Source organism: Ignatzschineria larvae DSM 13226 (genome assembly GCF_038500265.1).
Lineage (GTDB): Bacteria > Pseudomonadota > Gammaproteobacteria > Cardiobacteriales > Wohlfahrtiimonadaceae > Ignatzschineria > Ignatzschineria larvae.
Genome location: NZ_CP150637.1, coordinates 740621 through 763323, shown reverse-complemented (window position 1 = coordinate 763323; position 22703 = coordinate 740621). Strand labels below are relative to the sequence as shown.

Genomic DNA, 22703 nt, shown 5'->3' with positions numbered 1-22703 from the left:
TCTGCTGTCAAACTGATAAAACCATTTTATAAAACCGATGCTTCCTCTTGTGCCTTCTCTTATTCTTTCTTTTATACTTTCTTCTCTAAAAGCGCATAATAGAAACCATCAACGCTCTGATCCATATCGAAATAGAGTGGCAAAATCTGATGCCCTACATCGCGACTTTCACCAAAGGGAAGCGATAATTTAAGCTCCATAGCACCAGGTTCGGCTTTTAAGAATCGACGAATCTGCTGCTCATTTTCATCTTTTAAGATAGAGCAAGTGGCATAAAGTAAACGTCCACCCGGCGCAAGCAGTGTCCAAGCATGCTCTAATATGGCATATTGAATGCCTCTTAACTTTTCAATGTCTTGAGCTTGACGCAAACGCTTAATATCAGGATGTCGATGCATAATGCCGGTTGCAGAACAAGGAACATCTAATAAGATCCGATCAAAAAGAACTGGCGCTTCATAGGTTTCCGCCGGTGTTGCCACGACTTCTACTGAGGCAGGTACTTCACCACAAATGCGGGCAATATTCTCAAAAACCCTCGATAATCGCTCTTCAGAGCTATCAAGCGCTACTAATTTCGCTATCTCTGGCGCATATTCTAAAATCGCAGTACTCTTCCCTCCGGGAGCCGCACAAGCATCAAGAACCTGCATTCCCGCTTCGGGAGCAAGTAGTATTGCTGCTAATTGCGCGGAAGCATCTTGTACACTGACAAAACCTTCCTCAAATTTTGGCAATTTTTCCACATTCACCGCTTGTTCAAGCACAATCGCACTCTCTACCCATTGGTGAGCTTCGGCACTAATGCCGGCGGCTGCAAGCAGAGTAAGATAACTCGCTCGATCTGTCTTTTGTCGATTAACGCGCAGAATCATTTCAGGATGTAACTGATAGAAAATACCAATCTTCTCGAGGCTCTCTTTACCCCATTGTGTTTCAAGCCGCTTTGCTAACCATGCCGGTAGATTACATTTTCCGGCTAAACTCTTCGCCGGTGGTAACTGCCCACGTTGAATATTACGCAGTACGGCATTCGTTAAACCGCTCGCCCAAAGCTTATCCATCTCTTTAATGAGATTGACCCAATTATTTAAAATGGCATACTCCGCTGTTGCCATCTCAAGAAGTTCGTAAGCCGCTAAAATTAATACTAATTTCACCTCAATTTCTGAGGGCTTAATGGGTTTTGAGAGCATTTGCGCAACACGATCTTCTAACGCATCATATTGCCGCAAAGACCCATAGAGTAAATGTTGGACAAAGCGGCGATCTTGGTCGGAAAGTTTCTCCGTATAGTGTGGCAGTGCATCACTGAGTGAGCTACCATTTAAAACTTGTCTGATAATCTCTACCGCTACAAAGCGTGGATTTTTCATTAATTTGGGATAGAGCGCTTCTTGAATTGCCATCTATTGACATACCTTTTGATTAAGTTCATGGCCTTTGATAAAGAGTGCACTCTCCATCTTCCGTTTACCGGCCGCTTGTAATTCTAATATTTCTAAGGCTAATCCATCGCCGGCGATTACAAAGAGTCGATCATCGATCACATGTAAACTTCCGGGGACACCTGAGATTGCCTTATCGCTCTCAATCACTCTAAAAATTTTCAAAAGAGCCCCATCCAGTGAGGTATAAGCCCCTGGAAATGGATTGAAAGCATGGATTTTACGCTTCAGAGTGAGTCGATTCTCTTGCCAATTGATCATAGCCTCTGCTTTTGAGATCTTCTCGGCATAGGTAATCCCCACCTCTGATTGAGCAGTAGGATGTTGATCGCCGGCAACAATCATTGGAATGGTATCCACTAAAAGCTTAGCGCCTACTTTCTTCAATTCATCGTGTAATTCACCGGTAGTCATATTCTCATCAATTTTGACTACCGCTTCACGCCATACAGCACCGGTATCTAAACCTTGATCCATCTGCATAATCGCAACGCCGCTCTCTTGATCACCCGCTTCAATAGCACGATGAATTGGGGCAGCTCCTCGCCATCTTGGTAGTAATGAGGCGTGAATATTCACACAACCATATCGAGGAATCTCTAAGACCGCTTGCGGTAAAATGAGCCCATAAGCCACCACCACCATTAGATCGGCATTCAATGCTTTAAGTTCTTCTTGTGCCTCCATATTTCTAAGCGAAACAGGTTGCATCACCGGGATATTATGAGAAACCGCCACCTCTTTTACGGGGGTAAACTGTAACTTTTTTCCACGCCCTCGAGGCCGATCAGGCTGCGTATACACCGCCACCACCTGATGTTCACTTGCGATCAACGCTTCTAATACTTCTACCGAAAATTCTGGTGTTCCGGCAAATACAATACGCAAACTCATGATTCTCTCCCTCTATGAAATGATCTTTTGCTACCGTAGCAATAGATACCTCAGTAGACAATATTACTGTTCTTGATCACGCTCTTTGAGCACTTTCTCTAATTTTTTTAAAATTCGATCTTGTTTCATTCGTGAGAGATAATCGATAAAGAGCACACCATTAAGATGATCTAATTCATGTTGAATACAGCGAGCTAGAAGACCTTCTGCTTCTAATTCAAACCATTCACCTTCAATATTTTGCGCTTTAACGGTCACTTTAGTAGGACGAATCACAGGACCACCATACATCGTCGGCAGTGATAAGCATCCCTCTTCCGCCGCATCTGTCTCTTCTGATGCTGCAATAATTTCAGGATTAATAAAGACCATCGGCGCATCACGCTCTTCTGAACAATCTGCGATAAATAACCGCTGCAATATATTCACCTGATTAGCGGCAAGTCCAACGCCCTTTTCCTCATACATCGTATCAAACATATTCTCGACTAATGTTTTTAACTCATCGTCAAATGTTGTCACCGGTAAAGCCTTCTCCCGTAACGTAGGATGTGGAACAGTAATCACCTCTAAAATGGCCATAGAACTCTCTCTACCTCTTTTTAATCAAACAGTCACATAAACGAGCTATTTTACACCAAAACCCCTTCTCTCGATAGCATCAAAAATGAGATTTTCATTTTTATAATCGATAGAAAAAAGCGCCTATCATCCCGATAGACGCTCCGTATAAACAATCATTTTTATCAATGAACTATCTCAATTGAAAGGAAATAACATCTTACAAAGATTACCTTACAAATCAAACATTACCAGCCCCTCTAATACCAACTAATGACGTAATCCGGCAAATTGCATTAGATCTTTATAGAACATCTTCGCACTTAAACGGTAACCTGCAGCACTTAAATGGACTTTATCACGTCCGGCAAGTGTCTCTTTCTGCCATTTTTCAATACTGCAACGACCGCCCATCGCTTTTTGCCAATCCCAATAGAGTAAGCGTTCTGATTTCGCGACCGCTAACTGCACCGATTTCACCATCTCGTATGACGGCGGATATTTATCAGAACAAGCGCCCTGCTTATTCTGCATTAATGCATCCGGCGGGCTCATTAATAGAATTGCCGCATTCGGTAATTGTTGGCGAATGGTGCGAATACTCGTCACCAATTGCCGTTTATAATCCTCTCGATCTAATGTATCGTTGAATGCTTCATTCGTCCCATACTCCAAAATCACTAAATCGCTCTGTGTCGCCACTAACTCAGTAATCCACTCGGGCGACCAGCGATCCCAAATGGAGAGTTGTGCGCCATTAGTAGCGATAGAAGAGACAATCGCTCCCGGCTGGCCACTTCTTTGTAACCATAATCCTCCAAGCGCCACATTGCGATCAAGGGCTTCAATACGAAAAGGCATTGCAGTACGAATGCGTAGCTGTTTCCAACTACCATTCCCCAGCAATGCATTCTCTAAATTTAAGCGCCCTCGCTCATTACTAATCGCAAACGCTTCACTATTAGGCGCTTGAACCACTAATCGTGCATCCCACAACCCTTGATATTGCTCCGGCTTTTCAAGTAACACATCAATCGTTGCACCGACTCTATTCGGCGTTGCTCGATACCCTCCCATCGCAAAAGGTTGATTCGACACTGTCCGGCTACTTGTTAAATCCCAACGTTGACTCTTCCAAGCAACCTCAGCACTACGCTGGCCACGTACAGACATCGGCGTTACCCAACCAATCCCGGCATTCCCTAATCGAGATTGCAAATGATCTCGAAGCCCGCCGGTAAAGAAGTCCGCAGCAGAGTGAGAATCACCAAATTGAGTCACTGCTAAAACTTGATTCCCCCCTTGGGCAAGTTGTGTCATCTTCTGTTTTAAAAGATCCGCATTACGCTCACCATAATTGGTAATACCAGGGCCAATTTCCCGGCGGTAATCCCCTAAATCATCGGCACTACATGCTGTTATTAGCAGCGCTCCTACACATAATAAGAGGCTGTGCTTGATATATGAGCCTAATTTTATCTGTTCTTTTCTCATCTGATTATCCTTTATTCACGCTATTCATCCTTGAATATTACATTTCTATCTCATTTTATCGTCTAAAATCATTTATTTAGTCTATTAAAAGCAATTTAGTAATCGGTACTTGATTAACTTTTAGTGGATTTTCTTTTAGTGGAACCTCTTTAGATGGATTTCCTTTTAATGGAACCTCATTAGATGGATTCTCTACCATTATCGGCGTTTCCTCCAAAGATTGCGCATCTGTCTGTCCGCTTTGTAAAGTAGATATTTGTAGCTCTGTTTGCAAAGTTGAATGCATCTTTTGAGAAGCTATCTCATCTTCAATATCTTCTTGAACTGATAATATTTCATCTTCACTTTCTATCTGTAAAAGTTCAGGCAATACTTCAGGTAAAATAATTAACTCTGCAATAATACGATCCGCTAATAGCCGTTGTCCTGTTACTGTAAAATGAATTCCATCATTCGTTCGTACTTTCTGATTCCCTTTTTCCGTCTGTGCATAGGCCTCATAACCAGCATCACTACATCCTAAAATGCCACTAGTCGGGATGTAATGACCATTAAAGCGGGTGACTTCTGATTGATAGAGAGTGTTGAGATAAACCATATCTTTGTGAAGCTTATCTTTGCGCATACAAGGCGCCCCTAGCCAAATCACTGGAAGATTATATTGCTGTGCCGAGAGTAAGATATTACGTATCCGCCCACGATAAGCGCGCTCCCATTCAGGACTCTTAAATTTCAGATACTTTTTACGCCCAGGAATTGGGAAATCCCAAGGATCATTAGGCCCAAGGTAGACCACAATAGCTTTAATACCACCATCTTGTTGTAAGGTTTCAGCAACCACTTTAGGCCAGTTATAAAAGTTCGGATAAGCAAGGCCTGTACTCTGTTTACTCAAGTCCACGCCATCGATATTATCCCGTTTATAGAGAATTTGACGCACACGCGGTGCAACCCCTTGCATCAGAGAATCGCCTACAAAAAAGATCTTATCACCCGATTCTAAAATCACATCCCAAGGCAATTGCGGCACAGTGGGCCCCACAAATTGCTCCGTTTCAGCATTGAGTCCGGCAATACTACCTAACTCTAATGCCGGGATCTCAACCTTATCAACAAGTTGTTCTTCGCCATCAACACTCTCATTTATTGTTAAATCGCTATCATTCGCAACCTCTGATGATTGAGGAGTGCTTTCAGTCATATCGATAACAGATTGCGTAGCGGATTGTGGTGCAGGTTGTCTAGCTGTACCTTCCCTAGCCTCTACATCTGTCACTGCGACTGTTTCAGTATCCCTATCGATCACAGCTTCAGCAAGATCATGATGCTCTTCTATATCTTGAGTGCCTTGAGTGTCGTCCTGAATGCCGACTTGATCAGATTGAGTGGCAATAATCGTTTCATCAGGATTTAGCCAATGCTGAATCTGCCGTTCCACTGCCACGATTGGGGAATCTGTATGATAGGTTTGTATCCAATAAACATTGATCGAATCTTTATAGAGAAAGAGCATCCCTAGAAGCGTAATGATCAGAATATAAGCTACTTTAAACTTTGCCATTGTCGCCTCCTAGAAACTTGCGTAGATAAATTGTGGAATACCGGACGGCGCCATATAGATCGCCCCCCACAAAATCGCGATAAAGAGAAATGGCAACAGCAACCAAGGAATCTTCTGGCTCCAAGTGACAAACCATCCTGGTACTTTTACTAATCTAGGATATACTACAAAAATGAGTAATATTAATCCTAAGAGTAGCCCTAACGAGTGCGCTGGGAAGAGTTCAAATTGTAAGTTATGCCAAAGTGACTCAATATAAACAATTGAATCATCAAAACTCTCACTACGGAAGAAGATCCAACCTAAGCAAATATAGTTAAAAGTTACAAAGCGATAGAGATAGACCCTAAAGCCCACCACTTCCGTTTTAAAGTAGGATTTCACCTCATCCGCAGACAGCCCTTGTGCCACTAAGCGCCCTTTTACAATGTGATCTTTAAGATTTAAAAAGACAACACCAATCCCATGAATGGCGCCCCAAATTAAGAAGTTGAGCGTCTCACCATGCCAAAGCCCTGAGAGAATCATGGCAATCATCACATTAATCTGCGCTCTTGTGAGCCCTCGCCGACTTCCGCCTAAAGGGAAATAGATATAATCCCGAATCCAGGTTGAGAGCGAGATATGCCATTTATCCCAAAATTGTTTGAGACTAGTCGCAAGATAAGGTGCATTGAAGTTAATCGGTAATTTAAAGCCTAAGAGCAATGCAATGCCCGTTACTAAATCGGTATAGCCTGAAAAGTTGAGATAAATCTCAACCGCATAAGCGTAGATTGCCAAGATTAATTCAATCGTATGAAATTCACTGGGGTTATCAAATACAGGTCGCACTAAGGCTTCAGAGAAGAGTGCGCTGACCCAATAGACTTTGATAATCGCAAGAATAATCAACATAAACGCGCGATGCGGTTCTAACACATCTCGACATTCTCTAGTTTGAATCTGTGGTAAAAAATCTTTGGCCCGATTAATCGGGCCTGCGATGACGCTCGGGAAAAATGAGAGAAAGAGCGCAAAATCAAAAAAGTTCACCGGTTCAATCTCTTTCCGAGAGAGTGATACAAGATAACTAATCGAGTGGAATGTATAGAATGAAATCCCGATCGGTAGAATAATCTCGGCAATCGGAAAACTAAAATCAAAACCAAAACTCGATAATTGCTCCGATAAGGTGGGCGCAAAGAAATTATAATATTTAAAGACTGCTAAATTCCCAATGCCGGCAATAACTGCAATGGTTAACCATAATTTTGGCTTTCGGCTACTGTGAATAGCGGTCGATAAGAGATAGATCACGATAGTGTAACTTGCCAAAATAATCGCAAATTGTAGGCTAAATAGCCCGACAACCAGATAACTACTCACGAGTAGTAACCCATTTTGTAAACCAATAAAAGGACGAAGACTCCAATATAGTAGAAAAAAGAGGACAAAAATTGTCGCAAATTCTATGGATAGATAACTCACACGTAAACCTTGCTTATGCTATTTTGACAGGATCTCATCTCTGGAAAATCTTAGTATTTACAAAGTTTCCTCAATGAACTCAACAATCATTCACAATATGTATAACATTAGCTTAATGTTATTTCCCTGATGTCAATGAATGAGCAATTCTATCACTTGTTATCCATAAATAGTAATGCCTTCTCATTGTTTTACGATGAAAATTCTAATTGATATCAAGAAACCCAATAAGATTGATCAATCACACAGATCTCTCTTGTTGGGTTCTCTTAGTTTTCAGCTCAAGCTTGATGACTTTTAAGTAATTATAGTAAATTTGGTTTAAGAAAAATGGTTTTTAAACAGCTCTTGTGGGGTTTTAAAAGAAGATAAAACCGCACTAAACAACACTTGCAAGATGCCGGATAGAACAGCTTCCTCGCCTCGATCAGCTGATGCACCGGCATTTGAATAAGATTATTTTGAATCGATATTGCTATACTTTTGATGATGACTTTTGAATCATTACACTTGAAGCGTTACTCTTGAATATACGGATAATAGGGTTTTCCCCATTCGCTCTCATCCGGATTTTCTAAAATCACTTGTAAAAAGAGTTCGGTATAAACTTCTAAGAGATCACAGGCATTGATTAATGCCCGGCGGTTTGCGTTACTCCCATAGGTTGCACCGCCATGAAAGACTTGATTACGTAGCGTATAAATTCGATTAAAAAGAATTAGTAGTAAACCCGCTGAATCTTGTGTTTCAAGCGAGCGTTTTGTCCGCTCTTTCTCTTTGTCAAAATCCTCAAGCCAAGCACTTTCAGTAATCTTGCCATTATGGAAATCCCAAAAACCTTGAAATACAAATTTATTCTCTAAGAAAATCCGTATTTCACTAGAGTACTTTCGCCAAGTAATTTGATAGAGCTCTTCGCCGGCGCGATTATTGATAAGATGGATAAATTGATTAAAAGCTGATTTGTCACTCACCGCAAATTCAACATCTTTGGCATAAATCGCATTAAAAGCAATCCAGAGCGAAATAAAACGCATATCGAGATCCCCCTGCGCCTCCCTAGCCTTTTTTAACCAACTCAAACAACGATAGGTTCGTAAATTCACTGCTTTGGGAATATCGAGCTTAATCTCTTCAAATAATTGTTTTAAATTCTCTAAATTACTCATCTCTCGTCCTTATCATTGGTCATTATCTAATATTCAATGGATATCATCAGTCATCAATCTCGCACTTTTCTGCTATCCATTAAGCCTTATAGTCATTTTGTTATAGTCATTAATTAATAATGACGTTTAGTATACTGAATATGAGGTTATTTACCAAAAATCTTAGGGATAATCTTTTCGCTTACTCAGTCACGATCTCTTGCATCATCTCTATGTGTAAATCGTTGTTATTAATACAAGGGATGAAATGGTAACTCTCGCCATTTGCCCCTAAGAAAAGATCCCGATTTTCCATCGCCATCTCTTCAAGCGTTTCTAAACAATCAGCACTAAATCCAGGACAAAAAACAGCGATATTTTTAATGCCTTTTGCGGGTGCGGTTTCAAAAAATTCAGCGGCATAGGGTTGCAGCCATTCAGCTTTCCCAAAACGAGATTGAAAGACGGTTTCAAAGCGCTCTAGTGGCTCACCCATCTTTTCTGCGATCAATTTGGTCGTTTCCATACAATGATCATAGTAAGGATCCCCATCTTTGTAGGTCTGTAGCGGCATTCCATGATATGAGAAGACATAACGATCAAGGGATTTTCCTTCTGTTTCTTTACGAATCTGATCGACACACGCTTCAATATAACGAGGATGTTGATAATAAGCACCTAACACTCGAAGCGCCGGGAAATAACGTAAGTCTTTTAAGACTTCCCCGACTTTATCCATTACAGAAGCCGTTGTTGCAGCAGAATATTGTGGATAAAGCGGAAAAATGACAATCTCATCCACTTTCTCAGCAATCATCTCTTTAATCGCGGACTCAATCGAGGGATTTCCATAACGCATCGCAATGTTGACTCGATAATTTTCCGGCAATAATGCTTGTAGCTGCTCAGCCTGTCTTTTCGTAATATTGAGCAACGGTGAGCCATCATCCCAGACGATCTGATACTTTTCTGCCGATTTTTGGGGACGGACATTGAGAATAATTCCATAAAGAATCGGATACCATTGCCATTTAGGCAGTTCTATCACTCTAGGATCTTTGAGAAACTCTTCTAAATAGACTTTTAATGCAGCTTTAGTCGGAGCATCAGGGGTTCCTAGATTGGTTAATACAACGCCTATTTTTTTCATATTAATCATCTTCTCTTTCGTTCTGACAGAAATAATTTTAAAACCACGTGCAATCTCTTAACAACTAGAGAATACAGTAGCACTAGCTAATGATATAAAAAAGCCATATTCACTTAGGAATATGGCTCATTCTATCAGTTATTTCAAAGTTATTGCTAATGAATCTCATTTATCAGACTAATTATCTTATATTAAATAGTATCTGATATTCACAGATCTTCATAGACTCACTGATGGCAATTAACCTAACAAACTTTTAACTGCATCTGCCTCTTCACGGAGCTCTTTCTCTGTTGCATCAATTTTCGCTTGTGAGTAATCAGAGATTTCAAGCCCTTGAACGATTTCAAAATCACCATTTTTGCAGACACATGGATAAGAGAAGATAATCCCTTCTTGAATACCATAAGAACCATCAGCGGGGACTGCCATTGAAACCCAATCTCCCTCTTTAGTGCCAAGTGCCCAGGAACGCATATGATCAATAGCAGAAGAAGCCGCAGAGGCCGCTGAAGAAGCACCACGCGCTTTGATGATTGCCGCACCACGTTGTTGAACTTGTGGGATATAATCATTCTCATACCAGGCACGATCTACTACTTCTAATGCAGGTTTACCGTTGATTGTTGTGAAAGTTAAATCAGGATATTGTGTTGATGAGTGGTTGCCCCAAATCGTCATCTTCGTAATATCATTGATGTGTGCGCCTGTTTTCTCTGCAAGAAGGCTTAAACCACGATTATGATCTAAACGAGTCATTGCATGGAAATGTCTTGGATTAAGATCTGGTGCATTTTTCATAGCAATTAATGCGTTTGTATTTGCAGGGTTACCTACCACTAATACTTTGACATCACGGCTTGCATGATCGTTTAAAGCTTTACCTTGTGGGCCAAAGATTGCGCCATTTGCTTCCAATAGGTCTTTACGCTCCATACCAGGTCCACGAGGACGCGCACCGACTAACATGGCATAATCTGTATCTTTAAATGCAACATTTAAATCATCGGTAGCGACAATGCCTTGTACTAATGGAAAAGCACAATCATTAAGCTCCATTACAACGCCTTTAAGAGCTTCTAATGCCGGTGTGATTTCGAGCAATTGCAGGATGACAGGCTGATCGGGGCCCAACATATCGCCAGCAGCGATACGAAATGCCATAGCATAACCAATATTACCAGCCGCGCCAGTGATTGTTACTCGTACAGGTTTTTTCATAATGAACTACTCCTATTAAATAAAATATTAGATATATAAAAATATAAGATCTATAAATTTGTAGTGAAAATGTAATAAAAATTTGTATTCGTCATTATACGCCAATCACGATGAATGTCTTCTATTTTAGCGATTTTTACTATACAGCCTATACTACTATTAACGTAATTTAAGAGAGGCAAGCCCGATTAATACAAGGATAAAGGTCAAAATCCAGAAGCGAACAATGACTCTTGGCTCCGGCCAGCCTTTTAATTCAAAATGATGATGAATAGGCGCCATACGAAATAGACGTTTCTTGCGAAGTTTGTAAGACCCTACTTGTAAAATAACTGACAACGTTTCTACTACAAAAAGCCCGCTCATGATAAAGAAAACAAGCTCTTGACGAACAATTACGGCGATCACTCCTAATACACCGCCTAAGGCTAAAGCACCCACATCGCCCATAAAAACTTGGGCAGGATACGTATTGAACCACAGGAACCCGAGACCGGCACCAACGATCGCTGCACAAATAATCAACACTTCCCCGGCACCATCAACAAATGGTAATGCAAGATAATCACTATAGATTACATTCCCGGCAATATAGGCAAAAATTCCTAATGCACCACCGACCATAATCGTCGGCATTATCGCAAGCCCATCAAGACCATCCGTCATATTCACTGCATTACTCGCCCCTACAATCACAAGATAAGTAAAAGGAATAAAGAGAATCCCCAAAGGAATCGTTAGATCTTTAAAATAAGGGATTAAAAGTGCAGTATCTGCTTCTGTTTTTGCTGTAAAGTAGAGTGCACAAGAAGCAATAAGGCCTGCAATCGTGAGATAGAGATACTTCTCTTTAGCCCGAAGCCCTAAAGATTGCTTTTTAATGACTTTTTTATAATCATCTAAGAAGCCAACAGCTCCAAAAGAGACAAGCACAAAAAGAACAATCCAGATATCAAGATTGCGTAAATCTGCCCATAAGAGTGTTGCAAGCAGGATACCGAAGATAATGAGCAAGCCCCCCATAGTCGGTGTTCCCTGCTTTGAAAGATGACTTTCAGGCCCATCATTACGCACAAATTGACCAATCTGTTGTTTTTGTAATAAACGAATAAAAGCAGGACCGAAGCCAATACTAAAGATGAGTGCGGTCAATGCGGCCATAATACCGCGCATCGTAATATATTGAAAAACACGTAATGGCGACCAGTAATCGGCTAAGTGGGAGAGTAACGCGTACAACATAATGTTAAATTAATTCCTTTCCTTATAAAGTAGTTATCGGTACTATCCCTAAGATCAGTGCCGTTCTATGACTATGATGATTGAAGCTTATAATTGAAATCTATTGAATTTCACTAGGGGCTAATGTTTCATAGAAATATTGCATATTCATGCTATTAGATCCTTTCAGTAGAATCGTTAAAAGTGCATCCTCTTGATATTCAGAAATTGCTGATTGCAATGCGGTTAATAGCGCCTCATGGTTTTCATAGCTACTACCACCATCACCAAAAGCGTTCGCAGAATGAGCAGCTAATTCACCCAGCGCAAAGAGCTTCGTAAACCCTGCCTCTTTTGCATAACGCCCTGCATCCTGATGGATCGCAACCTCTTCACTTCCTAATTCCCGCATATTCCCTAGTACTAACCAGCGAATACCGGCATGACAAGCATCAATTCCAGCTTTTAATGAGTTAGGATTTGCATTATATGCATCGTTGATTAACTGCACTTTATCTTGAATCTTGACAACCTGTAACCGCCCTTTTACCGGCGTTAAAGCCTCAAGACCTTTAACAATCGTATCGATTTTTTCACCGGCACTGTAGGTTGCTGCCGTTGCCGCAAGCGCATTTAAAATATTATGTCGCCCTAAAAGCTGTAACGTAACATCCGCCTCAAGCGCTGAATCTTGAGATGAATGCTCTGCTAATTGAATTGAGAGATGAAAGTGCTGACCATCAAAATCACTAGCCATCACATTTGCCGGGTGATCGATCCCGAAAGTCATGACTTTCTGTCCTTCTAAATTGCCCTGCCAAAATTCGGCAAAAGCATCATCGGCATTAATGATGGCGGTACCACTTTCACTTAATCCCATAAAGATTTCCGATTTTGCTTTCGCAACGCCCTCAAGAGAGCCAAATCCCTCTAGATGACAAGCGCCGGCATTATTTAAAATCGCAATATCAGGTTGTACGATCTTCGTCAAAAACTCAATCTCCTTCGGGTGATTTGCTCCCATCTCGATGACTGCGTGTGTATGATGGGTATTTAAACGCAGTAGCATCAATGGACAACCCACATGATTGTTATAATTTCCTTCCGTTGCGAGCACTTCATGTTTCACTGAAAGAATTGAGGTAATCATCTCTTTCAGTGTTGTTTTGCCATTAGAACCGGTCAGCGCAATCATCGTCCCTTTCCAGGCTTTGCGCCAAGCTTTTGCAATTTTTGCAAGCGCCTTTTGACTATCTTTTACCACAATTTGGGCAATTTGCGCTGAGGGAATAAAACGTTCAACGACTGCACAAATAGCGCCTTTCATCTCCGCACTTTCAAGATAATCGTGCGCATCAAATCGTTCACCTTTCCAAGCAAAAAAGAGCTCCCCGGGTTTTAACTTTCGTGTATCGCTCGCTGCCCCAAAAAAATAAGCATCTTGCCCAATAAGCTCACCATTCATGATTTTTGCGGCTTCAGATAACTTCATAGATTTATAGTTCCTCATTGTTTTTCTTAACTTCAGCAAGATCAGAAAAATAGATCTCTCTATCACCTAAGATTTGATAATCTTCATGCCCTTTGCCGGCAATTAAAATAATATCGCCGGGCTGACTACGCATAATCGCCGTTTTAATCGCTAAAGCCCGATCTGGCTCCACCACAATATGCGAACCTGTGGGATTTTGTAATCCTGCTTTTATATCTTCAATGATCATTAAGGGATCTTCAAAACGGGGATTATCACTCGTAATCACCACTTCATCGGCATATTTTTCAGAGATTTCCGCCATTAATGGACGCTTTCCTTTATCGCGATTTCCTCCACACCCAAAGAGCGAGATTAATTTCCCTTTCTCTAAATGGGCACGCAATGAAATAAGGGCTTGCTGCAATGCATTGGGTTTATGTGCATAATCAACGACTGCCACCGCTCCATTTTTGAGATGTACCATCTCCATTCGTCCCTGCACATAGGCAATCTCTGGAATAACCGCCATAATACGATTAATCTCCAATCCAAGAGAGAGTAGTACGCCGATCGCGGCCACTAAATTATAAGCATTAAACGCGCCATAGAGATGGCTTTCAACGGGGTAATCATGACCTTGATAACGAAGCGTGAAATTTAATCCTTTCTCGTGTAGTTTCAACTCAGTAATCTGTAAATAATGCTCTGCTTGGTATGACTCACTGCCAAAAGGATAGTAACGAACCCCTGTATGAGTTTGACTTAATGATTCATATAACTTTTTACCAAATGGATCATCAATATTAATCACACTACTTTGCTGCGGATATTCCCAAAAAAGTCGGGCTTTAGCTGCACCATAGGCTTCGACCGTACCATGATAATCAAGGTGATCGCGATTTAAATTGGTAAAAACAGTGGTTTGAAAATGTAAACCCTCAACTCGTTTCTGATCAAGTGCATGAGACGTGACTTCAAGTGCCACCGGTAAGCGACCATCCTCTAAAGTGTGTAAGCCTTCGATCGCAGCGATATCCTCGAGCGATTGATAAAGCGCTAATAGATCCGGCGTTGTGTGGGTATTCTCTTTGAGGCTCCCCAAAATACCGATACCATTCGTACCAATCACACCACAATCAACTTGAAAGAGTTGAAAAGCTTTTGCTATAAATTGTGTCACAGAAGTCTTCCCTTCTGTTCCCGTTACACCGATCAATGCTAAATGATCTTGTACCGATTGATAGTATCGTTGTGTCACTACTCGCATTAATGCATCGATCGAAGAGACCTCTAAGGCATAGATATCATTAGGTTTAGTTATTGCCTCATCTTTCTCATAGATAATGGCGGCAACACCGATCTCTAATAATTGTGGTAGATAGTCTAATCCATGAGACTTCTCCCCTTTTTTCGCAAAAAAGAGATCTCCTTTACGGGCATAACGACTATCAGAAGAGAGCCCCGTAATTTCAATCTCCGGGATCTCTGGCAAGTTCGCAAGGATATTAGAAACTTCTGGTGGAACTGCACCATTCCCTTGTTCTATTTGAAGCAATTCTTGTAAAGTCATTCCATACTCCTTCTCTTTTTACTCGCGACTAATTCCACTTTGCTACTTTTATTGCTGATACTTATAAAGGAATCTGCTGCGACTGTCGTCCTATTTGAGCCATTACCCTTGGTTTATAAGATCTGTTAACGATTCATAATAAAATAGGGATTATCGAACCCCTATTCATCTCTATAATTAATTTATCCTCATTTTATCTTGCGATTAACTTAATATTCACATCATCTAATAAGGCATCGGGCTTAGTTCCCATAATACGCAACGTACTACGCATTACTTCACTAAAGATAGGCGCAGCCACTAAGCCTCCATAGTAACCCTCTTTTTTTGGATCATCTAACATTACAGCCACTACATATTGTGGATCTGAAATCGGGGCAATCCCCACAAAGAAACTGCGATGATGATCGCTACTATATTTACCATTGATAATTTTACGAACCGTCCCTGATTTTCCACCAATTCGAAAATTAGGAACATTAGCACGCCATCCACCGGCACCTTTCGCTTTATTAGTTGCAGCCTCTAACATTAAGACCACCTGTTCTGTTACTTTAGGGCTAAATATCGCGGTCGTTTCAGGATAATAATCATCTTTCACAAGACGTAGTGGTCTAAAAGAACCTTGATTTCCAAAAACGGTATACATCTGCGCTAATTTAAGGGTATTAACACTAATACCATAACCATAAGCTTTCGTCGCATATTCAAAGGGATCGACTTGCCAACGGCGAAGTGGTCCCAATCTTCCCGGCTCTTCCCCTGTTAGACGGATCTCGCTCTTCTTACCAATACCGATATGATCATAAATGGTATAGAGGAGTGCGGGATCTAATGTTTCGGCAATTCTTGTAACACCGATATTACTGGACTTCATCAAAACGGTTGTCACATCCATAGAATCTGAAGGCGATACATCGCGCACCACATTTTTGCCAATACGATAACCATTACGCCCTGTTTTAACAATAGAATTCGGTTTCCATTTACCTGACTCTAATCCTGCGGCAACCACAAAAGGTTTAATCGTAGAACCCGGTTCGAAGGTATCTGCAATCGCACGGTTTTTAAGCAAAGAGGCGCGACGATCAGATAAACGATTCGGGTTGCCTGCAGGCTGATTCACCATCGCTAAAATATCGCCAGTACGCATATCGGCAACAACCACAGAACCGGCTGTTGCATTATGTTTAATCATCGCTGCTTTCAGCGCGCGATAAGCAGAAATTTGTATACGTCGATCGATAGTCAACGTCAAGTCTTGGCTTGCATGGTAATTCTCAAGATCGATAACTTCAGTTCTCTCAATCACACGTCCTTTCGCATCTTTACGAATACGTGTGACGGTATCATCGCCTTTAAGCCAATCTTGATAGGTAAGTTCAATCCCTTCAATCCCATTGTCATCAATATCCGTAAATCCTAAGATATGAGAAGTAATCTCGGCATCAGGATAGTAACGTTTATACTCTACTTGCTCATAAACGCCAGGAATTCTAAGATCCATGAGTACTTTCGCTTCATGCGGGGGCAATTGCCGCTTAAGCCAATAAAAACGGGATTCTTGTCGGGAAAGTATAAGTTGCTTAAGGTCCTCTTCAGGACGATCTAAGAAGTAAGCTAACTTGGGTAATTCATGCAAATTTTGGCTTAAAATACTTGGGTCAATCCAAATAGAACGAACCTCTGTCGAGATCGCAATAGGTTCACCATTACGATCAAAAATAGTGCCTCGCACTGCTTGGTTCTTAATATGCCGTACAAAACGATTATCACCCTGCTCTAACAGGAAATCTGTATGGTAATATTGTAGGTAGAGTCCACGACTAACCACCGCAATAGCGATGATTACAAAAAAACTGAGCACAAAATATTTTCGCCAGCGAATATCTTTAGTCTTTTTAGACTTTTTAGATTTATTTTTCATCAGTTATTTTTCAATCTCTCTACAAACTTTTGTAGGAATAAAATCTAAATATCAACTTAGATTTCACGATGTCCAACAAGCCATTACCGCCTATTTATTGAGCATTAATTATAGGCTCTAACCCTACATATTTCACATCAGTATCTGTTTCAATAATATAAACAACGGCTGTTTCATCAGGAACCACCATATGTAGCTGCTCTCTCGTCTCTTGATCAAGAAGCGCTTCGGTCACTAACATACTCTCTTCTAAGCGTAAACGACCATATTCTTCTTGTAGGCTACGATTCGCACGCTCTAGATGATCGATCTCATTCCAAAGTTTATAACCTTCTTGAATGGTCATTGCACGGTTAACACCAAGGCTAACCACTGCAAACATGACAACAATGATCAATTTTTCTACTCTCATATTACCCTCTCTGCAACTCGTAAAATAGCACTACGAGAACGCATATTATCTCGACATTCGGTATCACTGGCCTTGATTGGTTTGCCAATAATTTTTAAAGGGGCTTTCCCTGCACTAATTAAGATCGGTAGATCAGGATAGAGATCCTTCTCGGTTGCTTGCGCTTTCATAAAATGTTTCACTATTCGATCTTCTAAAGAGTGAAAACTAATAACCGCTAATCGACCTTTAAGTGCTAACAAGTCGGAAGCTTGTGATAACGCACTCTCTAACTGGTCAAGTTCCCCATTCACTACAATACGAATTGCCTGAAACACACGTGTTGCAGGATGAATTCGCCCCTCTTTAAAAGGCATAGCATCACTAATAATATTCGCTAACTGTACAGTTGAAGTGATGGGCGTTTCTTGTCGGTAACTATCAATTGCTCTTGCAATCCGACTAGAAAAGCGCTCTTCTCCATAAGTTTTAAATACCCTAATCATCTCGTCTACATCGGTGTCTGAAATCCATTTTTCAGCACTCAATGGGGCATTTTGATCCATCCGCATATCAAGAGGTCCTTCCTTCATGAAGCTAAACCCCCGTTCAGCAACATCAAGTTGTGGAGAAGAGACCCCGATATCCATCAAAATTCCATCGACCTTATCAATTCCTAAATTTTGAATTAAAGTCGCCATATTGCCCATCTCTCCCCGTACAAAACGGAAATTTTCAAACTGAGAAAAATGCTCTAAAGCATAAGCTTGCGCTGTTAAATCTCGATCAATACCGATCAATAACCCATCTTGATTCAGATGTTTTAAGATCTCTCTCGAGTGCCCGCCTCGTCCAAAAGTCGCATCAACATAGATCCCATCGGGACGAATATTGAGCATTTCAATCGACTCCTGTAAGAGCACAGAGATATGTTTATTTGATGTGGCCTTCACAGCAACCCTCTAATCCTATTTAGTAATTAGGAATATTACACTTTATTGTTTAATTTTGCCACTTCTCCCCACAATTCTCCACAAAATTTATTTTTTACTCCAAAAAAACGCGACAAATTGTCGCGCTTTTAGTAATTTCTAATCCAACAGAATACTCTTTAATCATTGCCGCTTAGACTTAATAATAATCAAGCTAAAAATAAGAAGCAAAACACCTCTATTTTCCATAACATATCGGTTTTTATAGCTTATTATCGGCACTGAGCAGGCGTTTTGCGATTAGGTAAAGAACTTTCGATACACTTTACTTTCCCTGAATGCAACTCTGAAAATGAGTTAAATGCGAACAGTAAAGAAGCTCCCTCTTCCTTTGAATCCCCATGGTATTGCACATAAATCTGCTGATTAGGATAGAAAGTAATTTCTGCTATTTGAGGCATTTTTTCAAAAAGATAATCCTGCGGAACAGTCATCGGCATCGGTAAACCATCTTGCGGTAAATTCGGCGCAATTACTGTAAAAATGGTCTTTAATGACTTAATGTCCTCATCAATTTGCCATTTTTTCCAGTAATCCCACACAATTACTCCACTTAGCCCCACTACAATAAAAAATAAGACTAACATGATAGTCGATTCTGGTTTAATTCGATCTAATAACTTTTCATTCACGGCTTTATCCTGCTTTATCCTCTATAGATACTCAAAAACTATTAAACGGTAATATTCAACAACATTAAATCGAGTTTTATAACATAAGCTTCTAGAATATCACGAAATATCCCTTTTATTTGCAGGAAAATTCTCAATTTTTAGAGCCATGACAACAATCAGTCATAATCTTTGAATCATCCTTGAACTCTCTTACCTACATAGGCCGATTTTTGATATCAATCACTTAAGATTTACAGCTACTTGGAAGATCTGATTCTTTGATATTTTTCCCCTCACATTTCCAACGAATTAAACCACTATCCACCACATTTCCGGTTAAAATCAGCTGCACAGCCCCCTCTTTCTCACCATTGATGTCATCATTAAATGTTACCGTAATCATCTGCCCCTCTAATTTAACAGAATCGACACTATTTCCTCGATAACTCTCAGCATCAGGAAGCCCTAAGACTTTATTATTATCAGGCCATTGTCCATTTAAAGTGTAGTAGACTTCAGCATCTAACTGCATTGCACTGGCAAGCGTCATACCTTCAGTGATCTTCGCACTCTGTACATAGTTACGATAAATAGGTACAGCAATCATACTCATAACAGCCACTAAGGCTAAAACAATCAAGAGCTCCATGAGCGTAAAACCTGCCTCTTGATTCGCCTTATCTTTTAAATGAGCTGTATAGAAAGCTGATGAAATTTGATGATTCTGCTTTGATTGATCATTCGATGGATAATGCGATGGATAACCCAATAATATTTTCGGCATTATTTGCGAGGATACTTGATTTTTCCAATGATTTATTGCTCTCCATAGATTTTTCATTTGCTTTTACCTCTTTAAAATAATCCAAATGGTGATATAACCATTTTAAAGTTAGTACAGCATTGCGAAATATGGAAAAAAACATAATAATTAACAATAAATGGATCAGTTAATATAGCGTAATGATTAGCTGTCACAGATTCAAGGTCATCAATTTGTGTAATGGAATGATGACTTGAACTGACATAGATACAATCTACAGAAAGCCCCTTTATCAATAAAATCCGAATTTCATTATACTATTCAATATTTCAACTCATAGGAATGATCACATGACACTACTATTTCGTTCTTTTGCGCTCTTGCTTATTGGATTATTCTTAACAGCTTGTGCCAACACTACACAAATGGGGTTAACCGGCGTAAAACGTTCACAGCTTCAATTAATTCCAGCTGAAACCCTTAATAATCAATCTAAAGAGCAATATATGGGCCTCATTTCAGAAGCGAAGCAACAAGGCGCAATTGATAACAGTTCAAAAACAGCACGCCGAGTGAACACAGTTTTTAAAAAACTAGTTCCTCAAACTCGCCAATTTAGACAAGATAGCAATCAATTTGATTGGGAAATTAACGTTATTCGCAGCAATGAACTCAATGCTTTTGCGATGCCCGGTGGGAAAATGGTGGTTTATAGTGGTATTGTTGAACGATTAAACCTCTCTGATGATGAAATTGCCGCGATCGTCGGTCATGAAATGGCCCATGTATTACGGGAACATAGTCGAGAAAAAGTATCGCAAGAGGTCTTAAAATCATCAGGAATCTCAATTGTCTCACAAGTATTTGGGTTAGGGGATGCCGGCGACTCACTACTACAACAAGCTGGGAACCTAGCCTTTTCTCTCCCCTTCTCTCGCACAATGGAAAGTGAAGCAGATGTCATCGGGCTTGAACTGATGGCTTTAGCGGGATACGATCCCAATGCAGCGGTCACACTATGGCAAAAAATGGGGCAAGCCGGTGGCAATAGCGGGAGTTCTCTTCTTTCAACACACCCATCAGGTCCTGAAAGAATTACCCATTTACAAGCACAAATTCCCAAAGTCAGTCATTTGAAAAAATAACATTCAAACAACTTAAAAGAGATTGAGAAATATTAAAAAATTAAGAGTAATTAATGAACCACGCTTCAAGTGCCCATGCGGTGCGTGTTTGCGTGGTTCTTGCACGATTGATCTCTACTAACTGCTCATATTGTGTTAATCGCTTTTGTGCCGGAAATTGCTTAACTGATTGAACTATCGCTTGCAACTCCACAGGAATCTCTCCGCGATAAAGATCAAGCGAAGCAATCATCACAAAAAAGAGTAAAGCAAAGGTGAGTGATTCGGCAGTCACAAGCTCATTGACCTGACTAATTTCTCGAAAATCTCCGGCAAAGAGACATTCTAAAATCGCAATAATATCGCGCCCTTTCTCTTGATAACTCGGGAGCAATGTTAAAGCCGATAAAGGTGCATTTAAGCTGATTGCGAGCAATAATGTTAGATCTTGCGGCAGTACTGTTCCATGCGTTATAAGCTCTAGACAACGAAGCGCTTCGATCGAATCCGGTGAAGCAATATAATCACTCTGACAGCGGCTTCTCACGGTAATCGGCAATCGCTCCATAGCACTACTCTCTAGAATAAAGTAGAGCTCTGCCGGCGGTTCCTCTAAGACCTTTAAAAGACTATTAGCCGCATTAATATTGAGGCGATCTGCTTCTTTGATCACAACAATCTTACACCCTGTTTCCGGCGTTAATTGCGCAAAATGATGAATTTTTCGAACTTCATCGACTTTGATCTCTTGCTCCCCACCTATAGTATAAAGATCAGGATGAAACCCAGAAGCAAGCCAACGGCAGCTCTGACATTGCCCACAAGGCTCCAAAGTTTCACTGATCGATTGACATAAAATTCCGGCAACAAGATGATCTACTAAAATCGATTTGCCAATGCCTCGCTCACCATACAGCAGTAAAGATTGAGGCGGAGTCATATCTGATTGCCGATAACGAGTCATTAACCGCAGATAATCCTGTAACAACCAAGGAAGCTGACTAAAGTCTAAGGTTTGAGAGGTTGTCATGTTTCTTTAATCCCCTTTGAAGCTTGCACAGCGATGAGTTGATCTAATTTTTTCTCGATCACCGCTGTCACTTTCTCGATCGATTGAGTCGCATCGATACGATGAAATTGTAAGGGACGCTGTTCAGATAATGCTTGAAAACCCCTTGCGATTGACTCAAAAAAAGTAATATTTTCGACTTCAAATCGATCTTGATCTCCTCGACGATTAACCCGTTTCATTCCCTCTAATACAGGGATATCAAACCAAAAAGTACAATCAGGGCGCAGATCTTTTTGCACAAGTTGCTCAAGAATTGCAATATTCTCTAAGGGCATCCCGCGACCATAGCCTTGATAGGCGTAACTCGATTCTGTAAAACGATCACAGAGCACCCATTTCCCAGCCTGAAGCGCCGGTAGAATCACTTGCGATAAATGCTCAGCACGCGCAGCAAACATGAGCAGAAGCTCCGTCATTTGGTTCATCGTTTGTGATTTATCGAGTAGTAAAACCCGGATCTGTTCACTAAGTGCTGTTCCACCGGGCTCACGAGTTGTAATCACCTCTAAACCCTGGCTCTGCAAAAATGTTGCAGCTTCGGCAATTTGTGTACTTTTCCCAGCACCTTCTGTTCCTTCAAAAGTGATAAAACAACCTTTCATGCATTC

At 40.7% G+C, this 22703-nt stretch carries 20 protein-coding genes; 1 reads left to right on the top strand and 19 read right to left on the bottom strand.

Going from position 1 to position 22703, the window contains the following annotated elements:
- Positions 1-71: 71 nt before the first annotated feature.
- The 17 genes from rsmB to WMO13_RS03225 all read right to left on the bottom strand — a co-directional run bounded on the left by rsmB (position 72) and on the right by WMO13_RS03225 (position 19977).
- Complete coding sequence (gene rsmB, locus WMO13_RS03305) at positions 72-1409, bottom strand: 16S rRNA (cytosine(967)-C(5))-methyltransferase RsmB (RefSeq protein WP_051396072.1); 1338 nt, start codon at positions 1407-1409, stop codon at positions 72-74.
- Positions 1410-2336 carry a methionyl-tRNA formyltransferase gene (fmt, locus tag WMO13_RS03300; RefSeq protein WP_026878304.1) on the bottom strand — a complete coding sequence of 309 codons (927 nt, stop codon included), beginning with the start codon at positions 2334-2336 and terminating at the stop codon, positions 1410-1412.
- A 69-nt stretch (positions 2337-2405) separates the two neighbouring features.
- Positions 2406-2924 carry a peptide deformylase gene (def, locus tag WMO13_RS03295; RefSeq protein ID WP_026878303.1) on the bottom strand — a complete coding sequence of 173 codons (519 nt, stop codon included), beginning with the start codon at positions 2922-2924 and terminating at the stop codon, positions 2406-2408.
- A 249-nt stretch (positions 2925-3173) separates the two neighbouring features.
- Positions 3174-4397 carry an SGNH/GDSL hydrolase family protein gene (locus WMO13_RS03290; protein WP_051396071.1) on the bottom strand — a complete coding sequence of 408 codons (1224 nt, stop codon included), beginning with the start codon at positions 4395-4397 and terminating at the stop codon, positions 3174-3176.
- A 76-nt stretch (positions 4398-4473) separates the two neighbouring features.
- Positions 4474-5958 carry an SGNH/GDSL hydrolase family protein gene (locus WMO13_RS03285; protein WP_051396070.1) on the bottom strand — a complete coding sequence of 495 codons (1485 nt, stop codon included), beginning with the start codon at positions 5956-5958 and terminating at the stop codon, positions 4474-4476.
- Positions 5959-5967: 9 nt separating this feature from the next.
- On the bottom strand, positions 5968-7428 hold the full coding sequence (locus WMO13_RS03280; RefSeq protein WP_026878301.1) for an MBOAT family O-acyltransferase: 1461 nt from the start codon (positions 7426-7428) through the stop codon (positions 5968-5970).
- A gap of 518 nt (positions 7429-7946) precedes the next feature.
- Entirely contained in the window at positions 7947-8597 is a 651-nt protein-coding gene (locus WMO13_RS03275; protein ID WP_026878300.1) for a HEPN domain-containing protein, read from the bottom strand.
- Positions 8598-8778: 181 nt separating this feature from the next.
- Positions 8779-9735, bottom strand: coding sequence for a ferrochelatase (gene hemH, locus WMO13_RS03270; RefSeq protein ID WP_084331410.1), 957 nt, complete (start codon positions 9733-9735; stop codon positions 8779-8781).
- A 231-nt stretch (positions 9736-9966) separates the two neighbouring features.
- The gene (locus WMO13_RS03265) at positions 9967-10947 is read right to left on the bottom strand and encodes a malate dehydrogenase (protein ID WP_026878298.1); all 981 of its coding nucleotides are present in this window, start codon (positions 10945-10947) and stop codon (positions 9967-9969) included.
- Between the two features lie 159 nt (positions 10948-11106).
- Positions 11107-12189 (bottom strand): phospho-N-acetylmuramoyl-pentapeptide-transferase, encoded by a 1083-nt coding sequence (gene mraY, locus WMO13_RS03260; RefSeq protein WP_026878297.1) that lies wholly within the window; start codon positions 12187-12189, stop codon positions 11107-11109.
- A 100-nt stretch (positions 12190-12289) separates the two neighbouring features.
- Entirely contained in the window at positions 12290-13660 is a 1371-nt protein-coding gene (locus tag WMO13_RS03255; protein WP_034855197.1) for a UDP-N-acetylmuramoyl-tripeptide--D-alanyl-D-alanine ligase, read from the bottom strand.
- Between the two features lie 4 nt (positions 13661-13664).
- Positions 13665-15212 carry a UDP-N-acetylmuramoyl-L-alanyl-D-glutamate--2,6-diaminopimelate ligase gene (locus WMO13_RS03250; RefSeq protein ID WP_084331409.1) on the bottom strand — a complete coding sequence of 516 codons (1548 nt, stop codon included), beginning with the start codon at positions 15210-15212 and terminating at the stop codon, positions 13665-13667.
- A gap of 193 nt (positions 15213-15405) precedes the next feature.
- The gene (locus WMO13_RS03245; RefSeq protein WP_051396069.1) at positions 15406-17139 is read right to left on the bottom strand and encodes a peptidoglycan D,D-transpeptidase FtsI family protein; all 1734 of its coding nucleotides are present in this window, start codon (positions 17137-17139) and stop codon (positions 15406-15408) included.
- 94 nt (positions 17140-17233) lie between these two features.
- Positions 17234-17551 (bottom strand): cell division protein FtsL, encoded by a 318-nt coding sequence (ftsL, locus tag WMO13_RS03240; protein WP_026878294.1) that lies wholly within the window; start codon positions 17549-17551, stop codon positions 17234-17236.
- Positions 17548-18483, bottom strand: a complete 936-nt coding sequence (gene rsmH / locus WMO13_RS03235) for a 16S rRNA (cytosine(1402)-N(4))-methyltransferase RsmH (protein ID WP_026878293.1) — start codon at positions 18481-18483, stop codon at positions 17548-17550. Before rsmH ends, ftsL begins: the two co-directional genes overlap by 4 nt.
- 251 nt (positions 18484-18734) lie before the next feature.
- Positions 18735-19154 (bottom strand): hypothetical protein, encoded by a 420-nt coding sequence (locus WMO13_RS03230; protein ID WP_026878292.1) that lies wholly within the window; start codon positions 19152-19154, stop codon positions 18735-18737.
- Between the two features lie 226 nt (positions 19155-19380).
- On the bottom strand, positions 19381-19977 hold the full coding sequence (locus WMO13_RS03225; protein WP_051396068.1) for a pilin: 597 nt from the start codon (positions 19975-19977) through the stop codon (positions 19381-19383).
- 272 nt (positions 19978-20249) lie between these two features.
- Between WMO13_RS03225 and WMO13_RS03220 the strand changes: the two genes are divergently transcribed.
- On the top strand, positions 20250-21044 hold the full coding sequence (locus tag WMO13_RS03220) for a M48 family metallopeptidase (protein WP_026878291.1): 795 nt from the start codon (positions 20250-20252) through the stop codon (positions 21042-21044).
- A gap of 40 nt (positions 21045-21084) precedes the next feature.
- On the opposite strand, the gene WMO13_RS03215 is transcribed toward WMO13_RS03220, so the two are convergent.
- Together WMO13_RS03215 and tmk are read right to left on the bottom strand one after the other, a co-directional pair.
- The gene (locus tag WMO13_RS03215; RefSeq protein ID WP_051396067.1) at positions 21085-22053 is read right to left on the bottom strand and encodes a DNA polymerase III subunit delta'; all 969 of its coding nucleotides are present in this window, start codon (positions 22051-22053) and stop codon (positions 21085-21087) included.
- Positions 22050-22697 (bottom strand): dTMP kinase, encoded by a 648-nt coding sequence (gene tmk / locus WMO13_RS03210; RefSeq protein WP_034855194.1) that lies wholly within the window; start codon positions 22695-22697, stop codon positions 22050-22052. Before tmk ends, WMO13_RS03215 begins: the two co-directional genes overlap by 4 nt.
- Positions 22698-22703 lie beyond the last annotated feature (6 nt).